This window comes from Streptomyces hamibioticus (assembly GCF_047946815.1).
GTDB lineage: Bacteria > Actinomycetota > Actinomycetes > Streptomycetales > Streptomycetaceae > Streptomyces.
In genome coordinates, this window is record NZ_JBKKQY010000001.1 from 5,961,385 (window position 1) to 5,974,530 (window position 13,146).

At 74.3% G+C, this 13,146-nt stretch carries 12 protein-coding genes; 9 read left to right on the forward strand and 3 right to left on the reverse strand.

What is annotated here, in order from left to right:
* Positions 1 to 30: 30 nt before the first annotated feature.
* Positions 31 to 1,323, reverse strand: a complete 1,293-nt coding sequence (locus ACLGIH_RS27040) for a DUF1015 domain-containing protein (RefSeq protein ID WP_416527887.1) — start codon at positions 1,321 to 1,323, stop codon at positions 31 to 33.
* Between the two features lie 91 nt (positions 1,324 to 1,414).
* Here ACLGIH_RS27040 and ACLGIH_RS27045 point away from each other — a divergent pair, with 91 nt between their 5' ends.
* The 4 genes from ACLGIH_RS27045 to ACLGIH_RS27060 all read left to right on the forward strand — a co-directional run bounded on the left by ACLGIH_RS27045 (position 1,415) and on the right by ACLGIH_RS27060 (position 5,515).
* Entirely contained in the window at positions 1,415 to 2,440 is a 1,026-nt protein-coding gene (locus tag ACLGIH_RS27045; RefSeq protein ID WP_416527888.1) for an HAD hydrolase-like protein, read from the forward strand.
* Between the two features lie 83 nt (positions 2,441 to 2,523).
* The gene (locus tag ACLGIH_RS27050; protein ID WP_416527889.1) at positions 2,524 to 3,567 is read left to right on the forward strand and encodes a FecCD family ABC transporter permease; all 1,044 of its coding nucleotides are present in this window, start codon (positions 2,524 to 2,526) and stop codon (positions 3,565 to 3,567) included.
* Positions 3,564 to 4,655: a FecCD family ABC transporter permease gene (locus tag ACLGIH_RS27055; RefSeq protein ID WP_416527890.1), complete on the forward strand. Its 1,092-nt coding sequence runs from the start codon at positions 3,564 to 3,566 to the stop codon at positions 4,653 to 4,655. Before ACLGIH_RS27050 ends, ACLGIH_RS27055 begins: the two co-directional genes overlap by 4 nt.
* On the forward strand, positions 4,652 to 5,515 hold the full coding sequence (locus tag ACLGIH_RS27060) for an ABC transporter ATP-binding protein (RefSeq protein WP_416527891.1): 864 nt from the start codon (positions 4,652 to 4,654) through the stop codon (positions 5,513 to 5,515). Before ACLGIH_RS27055 ends, ACLGIH_RS27060 begins: the two co-directional genes overlap by 4 nt.
* On the opposite strand, the gene ACLGIH_RS27065 is transcribed toward ACLGIH_RS27060, so the two are convergent.
* Positions 5,512 to 5,859, reverse strand: a complete 348-nt coding sequence (locus tag ACLGIH_RS27065) for a sterol-binding protein (protein WP_416527892.1) — start codon at positions 5,857 to 5,859, stop codon at positions 5,512 to 5,514. The genes ACLGIH_RS27060 and ACLGIH_RS27065 overlap by 4 nt on opposite strands.
* 42 nt (positions 5,860 to 5,901) lie before the next feature.
* Here ACLGIH_RS27065 and ACLGIH_RS27070 point away from each other — a divergent pair, with 42 nt between their 5' ends.
* The 5 genes from ACLGIH_RS27070 to ACLGIH_RS27090 all read left to right on the forward strand — a co-directional run bounded on the left by ACLGIH_RS27070 (position 5,902) and on the right by ACLGIH_RS27090 (position 11,408).
* Positions 5,902 to 6,207, forward strand: a complete 306-nt coding sequence (locus ACLGIH_RS27070) for a hypothetical protein (protein ID WP_416527893.1) — start codon at positions 5,902 to 5,904, stop codon at positions 6,205 to 6,207.
* Positions 6,208 to 6,214: 7 nt separating this feature from the next.
* Complete coding sequence (locus tag ACLGIH_RS27075) at positions 6,215 to 7,030, forward strand: hemolysin (RefSeq protein ID WP_416527894.1); 816 nt, start codon at positions 6,215 to 6,217, stop codon at positions 7,028 to 7,030.
* On the forward strand, positions 7,027 to 7,932 hold the full coding sequence (locus ACLGIH_RS27080; RefSeq protein ID WP_416527895.1) for an NAD kinase: 906 nt from the start codon (positions 7,027 to 7,029) through the stop codon (positions 7,930 to 7,932). Before ACLGIH_RS27075 ends, ACLGIH_RS27080 begins: the two co-directional genes overlap by 4 nt.
* Before the next feature lie 144 nt (positions 7,933 to 8,076).
* On the forward strand, positions 8,077 to 9,819 hold the full coding sequence (recN, locus tag ACLGIH_RS27085; RefSeq protein ID WP_416527896.1) for a DNA repair protein RecN: 1,743 nt from the start codon (positions 8,077 to 8,079) through the stop codon (positions 9,817 to 9,819).
* Between the two features lie 443 nt (positions 9,820 to 10,262).
* Positions 10,263 to 11,408 (forward strand): glycosyltransferase family 4 protein, encoded by a 1,146-nt coding sequence (locus ACLGIH_RS27090; RefSeq protein WP_416527897.1) that lies wholly within the window; start codon positions 10,263 to 10,265, stop codon positions 11,406 to 11,408.
* Between the two features lie 36 nt (positions 11,409 to 11,444).
* Here the strand turns inward: ACLGIH_RS27090 and ACLGIH_RS27095 are convergent, their stop codons facing one another.
* Positions 11,445 to 13,091, reverse strand: a complete 1,647-nt coding sequence (locus tag ACLGIH_RS27095; RefSeq protein WP_416527898.1) for a PucR family transcriptional regulator — start codon at positions 13,089 to 13,091, stop codon at positions 11,445 to 11,447.
* Positions 13,092 to 13,146 lie beyond the last annotated feature (55 nt).

Consider the following 13,146-nt stretch of genomic DNA (forward strand, 5'->3'; position numbering starts at 1 on the left):
CGTGCGTCTGGGTCCCGAGCCCTTGGCGGGTCAGAGGTCCAGCGCGCGCAGCACCAGTCCGGACGCCGGCTTCGGGCCGAACGACGTGGACTTCCGGGGCATCGTGACGCCCTGCCGGGCCAGGTCGCGGACGACCTCCTCGCGGACCGGGTGCATCAGGACCGCCGTACCGCCGTCGCGTTCGGCCTTCTCGACCGTGGCCGCCGTGTCGTGGATGTAGGAGACGTGGGCAGCGGAGTCCTCGGGGATCCGCCAGACCTCGGCGAGGAGCGTGGCGTGCAGGACGGTCGCGTCCAGGGTGCGCCAGGCCTCGGGGCGGCCGGCGGGCACCGTGCGGGCCAGCAGCCCGGGGTCGGGCCGGTCGGCGAGGTGGAACGCGCCGTCGCCGGCGAGCAGGAAGGCGTTGCCCTCGTCGGCCGCCTCCGCCAGCGCCTCCAGGGCCTTGGGCAGCGGTGTGTCGAGGCGGCGGACTCGGAAGCGGCCCTCCAGGGCGGCGACGGCGTCGGCCACCGGCAGGCCGTGCAGCAGGCGGTGGATGGCGCGGACCCGGAGGGGGTAGCGCGCCGTGTCGACCAGGAGGACGAGGCCGTAGTCCCAAGGGCTGGGGGAGGGGTGTTCCGCGCGCAGCGTGCGGTAGGTCGCCCAGCGGTGGTGGCCGTCGGCGATGAGGGCCTGGTGCAGGGCCAGCTCCGACTGGACGCGGGCCACGTCGGCGGGGTCGGTGACGGACCACAGACGGTGGCTGATGCCGTCCTCCGTGGTCGTCGCGAGCAGCGGCGGCCGTCCGGCGGCACCTTCCACGACGGTCGTGGTGGCGGCCGTCGCGCCGTTGCCGCGGTAGGTCAGCAGGAGGGGTTCCAGGTTCGCCGAGGTGGCGCGCATCAGGGCCGCGCGGTCGGCGACCACGTGGGGCATGACGTCCTCGTGGGGCAGGACGACCTGCTCCGCGGGATCCGAGACGCGCAGGGCGCCGATGAGGCCGCGTTGCAGCATGCCCGCGTCGTCGCGCTGTTCGTAGACGTACAGCCCCGGTCGGGGGTCGGCGGTCAGGACGCCCTCGGAGAGCCAGCTGCGCAGGGTGCGGGCGGCCTGTTCGTTGCGGGCGTCGGGCGTGGTGGCCTGCGGCAGGATCAGCCGGACGATGTTGTACGGGTCGTTCGACTGGAGTTGGTGCAGGCCGTCGGGGCGGACCACGACGTCGTACGGCGGTGATGTCACGGCCGCCAGGCTGCCGACCCGGTCGGGGTCGTAGCGAAGGCCTCGGAACGGAGTGAGTTCCAGGCCCCGGCGCGCCGTTGCTTCCGAGTGACCCGCTGCGTTCATCCCGGCATCGTACGTGTGTCAGTGGCATGGGGGATGATCGGGGGAAAGGCGCCGCAACAGGGGCGACGAGCGACGACGAGGAGCGTGTGCGATGAGCCGGAGCGCCAGGACGAGGCCCGGGGCCAGTGGGCAGGCCCTGAGCGAGGCGTATGACACCGCGCTGCTCGACCTGGACGGTGTGGTGTACGCCGGGGGGCACGCGATCGCGCACGCCGTGGAGTCGCTGGGGACGGCCCGCGCGGGCGGCATGCAACTGGCGTACGTCACGAACAACGCGCTGCGGACACCGGACGTGGTCGCCGCCCATCTGACCGAGTTGGGAATACCGGCCGACGCGGGTGACGTCATCACGTCGGCGCAGGCCGTGGCCCGGCTGATCGCCGAGCAGGTGCCGGCGGGAGCGCGGGTGCTGGTGATCGGTGGCGAGGGCCTGCGGGCGGCCCTGCGCGAGCACGGGCTCGTACCCGTCGAGTCGGCCGACGACGACCCGGCGGCGGTCGTCCAGGGGTACGGCGGCCCGGAGCTGCCCTGGGGGCGGTTCGCCGAGGCCTGCTACGCGATCGCGCGCGGCGTGCCGTGGTTCGCGTCCAACACCGATCTGACGATTCCCGGTGCGCGGGGCATCGCGCCGGGCAACGGCGCGGCGGTGGAGGTGGTGCGGATCGCGACCGGAGCCGAGCCACGGGTCGCGGGCAAGCCGCTGCCGCCGATGCACCGGGAGACCATCCTGCGCACCGGCGCCCGGCGGCCCCTGGTGGTGGGGGACCGGCTGGACACGGACATCGAGGGCGCGTTCAACGGCGAGGTCGACTCGCTGCTCGTACTGACCGGTGTGACCGACCCAGCGCAGCTGCTGGCCGCGCCGCCGCAGCACCGGCCGACGTACGTCGACGCCGATCTGCGAGGCCTGCTCACCGGGCAGCCGGAGGTGATCGGAGCGGACGGAGGCTTCCGGTGCGGCGGCTGGACGGCGGCGGCCGACGGGGAGCGACTGGAGCTGGCGGGCGACGGCGCGCGGCTGGACGGCCTGCGGGCGCTGTGCGCGGCTGCCTGGACGGCGGCCGGGGAAGGGGTGTGCACACTCGATCCCGGCAAGGCGCTTGCCCGGCTGGGGTGATGGCCGGTCCGGCCGCCGCGGTGGCCGTGCCCGTGCCTGTCCGGGGATCGAGATTGAATGGGAGGGTAGGCTAACCTAACTGCGTGTTGGTCGACAGTCCCCCCGAAGCGCGCGTGGAGACCGCTCCCGCGCCCCCCAAGCGCCATGCGATACGCGCCATTGGGTTGCTCGTCTCCGTCGCGATCCTGGCCGCCATCGTGTTCGCGAGCCTCGCCATCGGTGCCAAGGACCTGACCCTGCAACAGGTCTGGCACGGCCTGTTCGACGACTCGGGGACGTTCGGCGACGTCGTGGTGGGCGAGCGGCTGTCCAGGACCGTCATCGGTCTGCTCGCCGGTGCCGCGCTCGGCCTGGCCGGTGCCGTGCTGCAGGCGCTCACCCGGAACCCGCTGGCGGACCCCGGGCTGCTCGGCATCAACGCCGGCGCGTCCGCCGCCGTCGTCACCGCGATCACCTTCTTCGGCGTCACGTCGCTGAGCGGCTACGTGTGGTTCGCCTTCCTGGGCGCGGCCGCGGTCGGCGCCCTGGTGTGGTTCCTGGGCGGCGGCCGGGGCGCCACGCCGGTGCGGCTGGCACTGGCCGGTACGGCGATCACCGCCGCCCTCTACGGCTATCTCCAGGCCCTGATGATCATGGATGACGCGGCGCTCGGCCGGATGCGCTTCTGGACGGTCGGCTCGCTGTCCTCGGCGACCAACGACATGATCATGCAGGTGCTGCCCTTCTTCGTGGGCGGCACGATCGTCGCCCTCGCGCTCGCCCGGCCGCTCAACGCCATGGAGATGGGCGACGACACCGCCAGGGCCCTCGGCGCCAACCTGAACCGCACCCGGGCGCTGTCCATGCTCGCCGCGGTCATGCTGTGCGGGGCCGCGACTGCTGCCTGCGGGCCCATCCTGTTCGTCGGGCTGATGATCCCGCACGTCGTCCGCTCCTTCAACGGCCCCGACCTGCGCTGGATCCTGCCGTACGCGACGATCCTGTCGCCCGTGCTGCTGCTCGGCGCCGACGTCCTCGGACGGATCGTCGCCCGGCCCGCGGAGCTCCAGGTGGGCATCGTGACGGCGGTCGTCGGCGGCCCGGTCTTCATCTATCTCGTACGACGGCGGAGGACGGCCCAGCTGTGAAGACCACCCCTGCTGCGCAGCCGGACCGGGCTGCGAAGACGAAGCGTGCCGCGAAGACCGGCCGCGCCGTGCGGACCCCGGGCGGCATATCGGTCCGCCTCGACGTCCGGGCCCTCGTGGTGGTCGCCCTGCTGGTGGTCGCCGCCTGCGCCGCGAGCGTCCTGCTGATCGGCACCGGCGACTTCCCGATCGCGGTCGGTGACGTGCTCAAGACGCTGGCCGGCGAGGGCAACGCGGGCCAGGAGTTCATCGTCCAGGAGCTGCGCCTGCCGCGGGTGCTGGTCGGTCTGCTGGTCGGCGCCTCGCTCGGGCTGGGGGGTGCGCTGTTCCAGACCATCTCCCGCAACCCGCTGGGCAGTCCCGACGTCCTCGGTCTCGGCCAGGGCGCGACGGCCGGCGCGCTGGTGATGATCGTCCTGTTCTCCGGCACCACGACCCAGGTCACCGTCGGCGCGCTCGTCGGCGGCCTGGCGACCGGCCTGGCCATCTATGTGCTCGCCTGGAAGCGCGGCGTGCACGGCTACCGGCTGGTCCTGGTCGGTATCGGCATGTCCGCGATCGTCACGGCGGTCAACGGCTATCTGCTGACCAAGTCCGACATCGTCGACGCAGCCCGCGCGGTGGTGTGGATGACCGGCTCCCTCAACGGCCGGGACTGGGACCAGGTGTGGCCGCTGCTCGCGCTGTGCGTGGTCCTCCTTCCGGTCGTCCTCGGCAACGCGCGCGGGCTGCGGATGCTGGAGATGGGCGACGACGTCTCGTACGCCCTGGGCGTCCGGGTCGAGCGGGTGCGGATGCTGCTGCTGGTGGCCGCCGTGCTGCTCACCGCCGCCGCCACCGCCGCCGCCGGACCGGTCAGCTTCGTCGCGCTCACCGCCCCGCAGCTCGCCCGGCGCCTGACCCGCTCGCCCGGCCCCAACCTGCTGCCCGCCCTGTGCATGGGCGCCGCCCTGCTGGTCACCGCCGACTGGATCTCGCAGCGGGCCTTCGGCGCCGACCAGCTCCCCGTCGGCGTGGTCACCGGCGTCCTCGGCGGTGTCTACCTGCTGTGGCTGCTGGTCTCCGAGCGCAAGGCCGGCCGGATATGAGCGCCGGCATCCGTCCCGGCAGCGCGCTGAACAACCGAAGGAGCACTGTGAACCGCCTCTCCGCCGAGAACGTCACCCTCGCCTACGACCAGCGCGTCATCGCCGAACAGCTGTCGGTGGAGATACCCGACAACTCCTTCACGGTGATCGTCGGCCCGAACGCGTGCGGCAAGTCGACCCTGCTGCGGGCCCTGTCCCGGATGCTCAAGCCCAGCCAGGGCCGGGTGCTCCTCGACGGGCAGGCCATCCAGTCGGTGCCCGCCAAGCAGGTCGCGCGCACCCTCGGCCTGCTCCCGCAGTCGTCGATCGCGCCCGACGGGATCACCGTCGCCGACCTCGTCGGCCGGGGCCGCTACCCGCACCAGGGCCTGCTGCGCCAGTGGTCGACCGAGGACGAGCGCGTGGTCCAGGAGTCCATGGCGCAGACCGGCGTCGCCGAACTGGCCGACCGCTACGTGGACGAACTGTCCGGCGGCCAGCGGCAGCGTGTGTGGATCGCCATGGCGCTCGCCCAGCAGACCCCGCTGCTGCTCCTCGACGAGCCGACCACCTATCTGGACATCCAGCACCAGATCGACGTGCTCGACCTGTGCGCCGAGCTGCACGAGGAGCAGGGCCGCACGCTCGTCGCCGTGCTGCACGACCTCAACCACGCCGCCCGGTACGCCACCCACCTCATCGCGCTGCGCGGCGGCCGGGTCATCGCCGAGGGCGCGCCGAACGACATCGTCGACGCCGAGCTGGTCGAGGACGTGTTCGGGCTGCGCTGCCAGGTCATCGACGACCCGGAGACGGGCACGCCGCTCATCGTGCCCGCCGCGCGCAAGGCGCGGGAGCGGATGATGGTCAAGGGGGCCTAGAGCAGCTTCCTGAGACGGAACAGGTCGCGCAGGCCGGCCTCCAGCTTCACCCGGCCCGAGCCCCAGGCCCTGGCGAAGTTCAGCTCGCCGTCGACCAGGGCCACCAGGTCGTCACCGGCCAGCGCCAGCCGGATCTGCGCCTTCTCGCGCGGCGGACCGGTCAGGGTGTCGTCGACGACGATGCGGCCGTCCGCCATGCGCCCCGCGAAGGTGACGTCGAGGTCCGTGATGTGGCAGCTCACCGAGCGGTCCAGGGCCGCGGCCTCGCGCACGTCCCCTTCGGCGTCGCGCATGTTGTCCGAAAGCTTGTCGAGTGCGGCGCGGCACTCCTCGATCGTGGCCATCGCGACCGACGGTACCGCAGCGGTTCGAGGTAGCGTCGGGGCATGAACGACACGGTCCCGGAGAACGAGGCGCCGGTGGAGTCGGTGGAGACGGTGGAGACGGTGGAGACGGTGGAGTCGGAGTACGGCCCCGCCGCCCCCGCCCCGCTGGGGGTGCCCCGGACGCCCACGGGCAACGCCGAGGTGGACCGGCAGCTGGAGCGGCTGGCCGACGCCGACCACCTCGCCACGGACGGACACGTGGAGGTGTACGAGGATGTACACCGGGGGCTGCGCGACGCGCTCACCGCGCTCGACGCCCGCCCGGGACCTCCGGCGCCCCCGGCCTCGTACGCACAAGGGAGCTGAACCGAACGTGGCAGGAGTCGCACGCCGCCGTCTCGACGCGGAGCTGGTCCGCCGGAAGCTCGCGCGCTCGCGTGAGCACGCCGGCCAGCTGATCGCCGCCGGCCGGGTGACCGTCGGCAAGACCGTCGCGACCAAGCCCGCCACACAGGTGGAGACCGCGGCGGCCATCGTGGTCACGGCCGACGACAGCGACCCCGACTACGTCTCCCGGGGCGGCCACAAGCTGGCGGGCGCCCTGTCGGCGTTCGTGCCGCAGGGCCTGGCGGTCGAGGGACGGCGGGCGCTCGACGCGGGCGCCTCCACCGGCGGCTTCACCGACGTCCTGCTGCGCGCGGGGGCCGCCCACGTCGTCGCCGTCGACGTCGGATACGGACAACTCGCCTGGTCGCTCCGGCAGGATGAACGCGTCACCGTCAAGGACCGTACGAACGTACGCGAGTTGACGCTCGAGGCGATCGATGGGGAGCCGGTGGACCTTGTCGTCGGGGATCTGTCCTTCATCCCGCTCGGACTGGTGCTGCCCGCCCTGGTGCGGTGCACGAAGCCGGACGCCGATCTGGTGATGATGGTCAAGCCGCAGTTCGAGGTGGGCAAGGACCGCCTCGGCAGCGGGGGAGTGGTGCGCAGCGCCGAACTGCGCGCCGAGGCGGTGCGGGGCGTGGCCGCCAAGGCCTGGGAGCTGGGACTGGGCGTGCGGGGCGTCACGGCCAGTCCGCTGCCCGGACCGTCCGGGAATGTCGAGTACTTTCTGTGGCTGCGGGCCGGGGCGGCTGAGCTGGACCCGGCCGACGTAGACCGTGCAGTGGCGGAGGGGCCGCGTTGACACAGAACCGAGCTCGTACTGTTTTCCTGCTGGCCCACACCGGCCGCCCGGCCGCCGTGCGCAGCGCCGAGCTGGTGGTCAAGGGACTGCTGCGCTCCGGGCTCGGGGTGCGGGTGCTGGAGGCGGAGGCGGCCGACCTGCCGCTTCCGGGCGAGGTGGAGCTGGTCAGGGAGGCCACTCCGCAGTGCCTCGACGGGTGCGAGCTGCTCATCGTGCTGGGCGGGGACGGGACGCTGCTGCGCGGCGCCGAGTTCGCCCGCGCTTCCGGGGTGCCGATGCTCGGCGTCAACCTCGGCCGGGTCGGCTTCCTCGCGGAGGCTGAGCGGGACGACCTCGACAAGGTCGTCGACCGGGTGGTGAGCCGGGCCTACGAGGTCGAGGAACGGATGACCATCGACGTCGTCGTGCACCGCAACGGCGACGTCGTGCACGCCGACTGGGCGCTGAACGAGGCGGCCGTGCAGAAGGTGTCCGCCGAGCGGATGCTGGAGGTCGTGCTGGCGATCGACGGGCGGCCGGTGACGGGGTTCGGCTGCGACGGGATCGTGCTGTCGACGCCGACCGGGTCGACGGCGTACGCCTTCTCGGCGGGCGGGCCGGTGGTGTGGCCGGAGGTCGAGGCGCTGCTGATGGTGCCGATCAGCGCGCATGCGCTGTTCGCGAAGCCGTTGGTGACCTCGCCGGATTCCGTGCTGGCCGTGGAGGTGCTGCCGCACGTTCCGCCGGGGGTGCTGTGGTGCGACGGGCGGCGGACGGTCGAGCTGCCGCCGGGGGCGCGGGTCGAGGTGCGGAGGGGGGCCGTGCCGGTGCGGCTGGCCCGGTTGCACCATGCGTCGTTCACCGACCGGCTGGTGGCGAAGTTCGCGTTGCCCGTGTCGGGGTGGCGCGGGGCGCCTCATTGACGCGGGATCGCCGCAGGGGCGCGGATGCGCGGCCGGGGTGCGGGCCGTACGTGGTTGGCCGCGCGGTTCCCCGCGCACCTGACCGGCATGCACTCCTGTGGGTGACATACGTGGGCCGGTCGCACTCCCCGGCCCGGACCTCGTATGGTCGTGTGCGTGCTTGAGGAGATGCGGATACGGTCGCTCGGTGTGATCGACGACGCCGTGGTCGAGCTGTCGCCCGGGTTCACCGCCGTCACCGGTGAGACGGGCGCGGGCAAGACCATGGTGGTCACCAGCCTGGGGTTGCTGCTGGGCGGGCGCGCGGACCCGGCGCTGGTGCGGATCGGGGCCAAGAACGCGGTCGTCGAGGGGCGGATCGCCGTGCCCCGGGACGCCTCGGCCGTCGTCCGGGCCGAGGAGGCCGGGGCCGAGCTGGACGACGGGGCGCTGCTGATCAGCCGTACCGTGTCCGCCGAGGGGCGGTCGCGGGCGCATCTGGGCGGGCGGTCGGTGCCCGTGGGGATGCTCGCGGAGCTCGCCGACGAACTGGTGGCGGTGCACGGGCAGACCGACCAGCAGGGGCTGCTGAAGCAGGCCCGTCAGCGGCAGGCGCTCGACCGGTACGCCGGGGACGCGGTCGCCGTGCCGCTCGCGAAGTACACCGAGGCCTACCGGCGGCTGCGGGCGGTCTCCGCCGAGCTGGAGGAGATCACCACGCGCGCGCGTGAGCGGGCTCAGGAAGCCGACATGCTGCGCTACGGGCTGGAGGAGATCGCGGCCGTCGAGCCGCGGGCCGGTGAGGACGTGGAGCTGGCGGAGGAGGCCGAGCGGCTCGGTCACGCCGAGGCGCTGGCGTCCGCCGCGACGGCCGCGCACGGCGCGCTCGCCGGTGATCCGGAGGACCCGGAGAGCATCGACGCGTCGACCCTGGTCGCCGGCGCCCAGCGGGCCCTGGACGCCGTGCGGTCGCACGATCCGGCGCTGGCGTCGCTGGCCGACCGGATCAGCGAGGTCGGCATCCTGCTGCGCGACGTGGCGGGCGAGCTGGCCGGGTACGCCGACGACCTCGACGCCGACCCGCTGCGGCTGGCGGCCGTGGAGGAGCGGCGGGCGGCGATCAACGGGCTGACGCGGAAGTACGGCGAGGACGTCGCCGCCGTGCTGGCCTGGGCGGAGCGGAGCGCGGCCCGGCTGACCGAGCTGGACGGCGACGACGAGCGGCTCGGGGAGCTGACCGCCGAGCGGGACGCGCTGCGGGCGGAACTGGGCGGGCTGGCGCAGGCCCTGACGGACGCGCGGACGGAGGCCGCCGAGCGGTTCGCCGCCGCCGTCACCGCCGAGCTTGCCTCGCTGGCGATGCCCCACGCGCGCGTGTCGTTCTCCATCCGGCAGACCGAGGACCCCGAGGGCGTGGAGGTCGGTGGGCGTCCGGTCGCTTACGGGCCGTCCGGTGCGGACGAGGTCGAGCTGCTGCTCGCGCCGCACCCGGGGGCGCCGCCGCGGCCGATCGCCAAGGGAGCCTCCGGTGGTGAGCTGTCGCGCGTGATGCTGGCCGTCGAGGTGGTGTTCGCGGGCACGGATCCGGTGCCGACGTACCTGTTCGACGAGGTCGACGCCGGTGTCGGTGGCAAGGCGGCGGTCGAGATCGGGCGGCGGCTGGCGCGGCTGGCGAAGACCGCGCAGGTCGTCGTCGTCACGCACCTGCCGCAGGTGGCGGCGTTCGCCGACCGGCAGCTGCTGGTCGAGAAGACGAATGACGGCTCGGTGACGCGGTCCGGTGTGAAGGCGCTCGAGGGCGAGGAACGCGTACGGGAGCTGTCCCGGATGCTCGCCGGGCAGGAGGACTCGGAGACGGCCCGGGCGCATGCGGAGGAACTGCTGGCTACGGCTCGGGCGGACGGGTAGCGGGCCGCGTCGGTGTGACCGCCGGGGGGTTCGCCCACCCGCGCACCGCCCGTTTGCTGTCCGTTGGAAGGTGGGCGTCGCCGGTGGGGGCGGGGCGTCGTTGGCGGGTGCGGTTCCGTGCTGGCTGGAGGGGGTTTTCCCGCTCGCGCACCGGCTGTTTGCTGTTCGTCGGGTGGTGGGCGTCGCCGGTGGGGATCGGCGTCGTTGGCGGGTACGGGGTCGGGGAGCGGCGAGCGGGTAGGTGGGCTCACTCGTGCGGGTGAATGCGGGTGGGGTGTTGCCGCGGGGACCGGCCGGCGCGGTGGCCGCCGTGCCGGAACACCCGTGCGTCCTGGCATCCTTGGCGGAGTACGCGCCGGAAACCGCTCGGCGCCTCCCCACCGCTCCATCCTTCTGTACTTTCTTCGTGTCCCGCCCGACGCCGAACCAGGAGCCCCGGCCACGTGACCCCCGTGAGCAGCCCCTCACCGCACGGCCAGTCGCCGCTGCGCACCGTGCAGGTGCTGGGCGGAGGCAACGCCGGCAGCAGCGTGCACGTGCGCTCTCTGGCCGCGGGGCTCGTCGCACGGGGCGTGAAGGTCACGGTGTGCGCCCCCGCCGAGGCGGAACGCACCTACGACTTCTCCGGGACCGGCGCCCACCACGTGCACGTGCCGCGTAGCAGCGACCCGGTCACCGTGGCCGCGCTGCGGGCGCTGTGCGCCGACGCCGACCTGGTGCACGCGCACGGGCTGCACGCCTCCTTCCGTACCGTCCTGGCCCTCGGCGGCCGGCGCGTCCGTACCCCGCTCGTGGTCACCTGGCACGACCGTGCCCATGCCGAAGGCGCCCGCGTCCATCTGCTGCGGGTGCTGGAGCGGCGGGTGATGAAGGCCGCCACGGTGGTGCTCGGCACCACGTCGGAACTGGTCGACCGGGCGCGCGCGGCCGGTGCGCGCGACGCCCGGCTCGCCGCCGTCGCGCTGCCCGGCCGGTCCCGCTCGCCCCTCGACGCCGAGGAGGCCGAGCGGCTGCGCCCCAAGGTCCGCGCCGATCTGGGCGCCACCGGACGCCCGTTGCTGATCGCCGTCGGCTCGCTGGAGCGGCACCGGGGCTACGACGTCCTGCTCGACGCCACGCGCGCGTGGCGCCGCCTCGACCCCGTGCCGCTGGTCGTGATCGCCGGTGAGGGGCCGCTGCGCGCCGAGTTGCAGCGGCGGATCGACGAGGAGGCGCTGCCGGTGGCGCTCATCGGCCGCCGCGACGACGTCTCCGACCTGCTCGCGGCGGCCGACCTCGCGCTGCTGCCGAGCCGCCGGGAGGCCCGCTCGGTCCTCGCCCAGGAGGCCCTCCACGCGCGCGTGCCGCTCGTCGCCACCGACGCCGGCGGCATCCCCGAACTCGTCGGCGACGCCGCCGAACTCGTGCCCCGTACGGACGCCGAGGCGTTCGCCGACGCCGTCGTCCGGCTGCTCGGTGACCCCGGGCGGCAGGAGCTGCTGCGGGAGCGGGGCACCCGGCAGGCCGCCACCTGGCCGACCGAGGACGCCACCGTCGCCCAGGTGCTCAGCGTCTACGACGAGCTGACGCAGCACCGGCCGCTGCTCTGAACGCCGCCCGGGCGCCGCCGCGACCGGCCTGCCCGGTCAGCCCACGTGCCGGCGCGCCCGCAGCGCCAGGCTCAACGCCAGCACGGTCTGCGGGTCGTCGAGGTCCGTGCCGAGCAACTCGCCGATCCGTGCCAGCCGGTTGTACAGCGTCTGCCGGTTCAGATGCAGTTCGCGTGCCGTCTCCGCCTTGCGGCCCGCGTGCGCCAGATACGTCTCCAGGGTCGGCAGCAGCGGGGGCCTGGAGCGGTTGTCGTGGTCCCGCAGGGGGCCGATCGCCCGGTCCACGAACGCCGCCAGGTCCGGATGGTCCCGCAGCCGCCACAGCAGCAGGTCGATGTCGAGGCGGCGGGCGTCGTACCAGGGCCGGTCCGTGAGCCCCTGCGCCGCGGTCGCCGTCTCCGCCGCGTGCCGCAGCCCCGAGGCCGCCGCGGCCCAGCCGCCGGCCACCCCGGCCACCACGACCGGCGGCTGCGCCCCGGGCCGCTGCATCCCGGCCCGCTCCGCACCCGCCCGCAGTGCCGCCGCGACCCGGTCCGCCACCGCCGACCGCTCCGACTCCGAGCGCAGGCCCAGCAGCAGCGGGACCCGGCCCTCCACCGGCCGTACGCCCAGCAGGACCGGAACGCCGACCGACGCCAGCTCCTCGGCGACCGCGCGGGCCAGCACCGCCCAGCCGCCGCCCGCCGGGGACAGCGAGTCGCCGAGCCGCATCACCACCGGCAGCAGCGGGCCGCCGCCCGGCTTGAAGCCGAGCACGCGGGCCTGCGCCGGGGCGTCCTCCGGAGCGATCCGGCCCTCGGCGAGGTCGGTGAGGAAGTCGCCCCGCCCGCGCGCCGCCAGCTCCTCCTCCTGCCGCGCCTGCATCAGCACCACGGCGAGGATGTCCGCCGCCCGCTCCGCCGCCATCCGGTGCACCGGGGCCAGGGGGGAGCGCACGGGCAGCAGCGCCAGCCGGGCGCGCACCGACCCGGCACCGGGACCGCCGCCGGGCACGTCCACCAGCACCGAGCCCGCCGGGGGCGGGGCGTCCTTCTGCGGGCCGCGCAGCCCCTCCCACACCTGGAGCGGATCGGCGCCCTCGGGGCCGGACCCGGCGGCGTACAGCAGCCGGCCGTCCGGGGTCTCCAGGAAGACCGGGTTGCCGGCGAAGTCCGCGAGGATGCCGAGCACCTGCGGCACCCCGCCGCCGCCCAGCAGCGCCTCCGTGCAGCGGCGGTGCACCTCTTCGGCGCGCTGGAGCAGCGCGTAGTGGCCGTTGACGATCTCTGTGTGGATCTCCTCGGTGACCGTCACGAACGGCACCTCGCGGTGCAGCTGGACCAACGGCAGCCCGGCCGCGCGGGCGGTGTCGACCAGGGCGGCGGGCAGCCGGGCGAAGCGCGGGCCCAGCTCCACCACGAGGGCCGCGATGCCGCGCTCGGCCAGGGTGCGCACGAAGGCCCGCTGGTCGGCGGGGCGGGCGCCGAGCCCGACACCGGTGGTCAGCAGCAGCTCACCGCCCTTGAGCAGCGACGCGATGTTGGGCACCTCGCCCGCGTGCACCCAGCGCACGGTGCGCCGCAGCCGGTCGGCGCCCGCGACGACCTCGGGGAGCCCGCCGCGCAGCCCGGGCAGCTCCAGCGCCCGCTGCACGGTGATCCCTGCGCCCTGAGTGTCGAACCTGCTGTCCCTGCCGCTGTCCATGACCGGACGCTACCTGCGCGGACGGGCCGGGTACAGCTGCGGGGTGGGCACGCCC

What these genes read in the sequence shown, in the direction of transcription:
- ACLGIH_RS27070 (WP_416527893.1), top strand. Translation starts at nt 5,902, where the DNA reads ATGAACGACACGGTCCCGGAGAACGAGGCGCCGGTGGAGTCGGTGGAG.
- ACLGIH_RS27095 (WP_416527898.1), bottom strand. Translation starts at nt 13,091, where the DNA reads ATGGACAGCGGCAGGGACAGCAGGTTCGACACTCAGGGCGCAGGGATC.
- ACLGIH_RS27060 (WP_416527891.1), top strand. Translation starts at nt 4,652, where the DNA reads ATGAGCGCCGGCATCCGTCCCGGCAGCGCGCTGAACAACCGAAGGAGC.
- ACLGIH_RS27040 (WP_416527887.1), bottom strand. Translation starts at nt 1,323, where the DNA reads ATGAACGCAGCGGGTCACTCGGAAGCAACGGCGCGCCGGGGCCTGGAA.
- recN (WP_416527896.1), top strand. Translation starts at nt 8,077, where the DNA reads ATGGTCGTGTGCGTGCTTGAGGAGATGCGGATACGGTCGCTCGGTGTG.
- ACLGIH_RS27065 (WP_416527892.1), bottom strand. Translation starts at nt 5,859, where the DNA reads ATGGCCACGATCGAGGAGTGCCGCGCCGCACTCGACAAGCTTTCGGAC.
- ACLGIH_RS27045 (WP_416527888.1), top strand. Translation starts at nt 1,415, where the DNA reads ATGAGCCGGAGCGCCAGGACGAGGCCCGGGGCCAGTGGGCAGGCCCTG.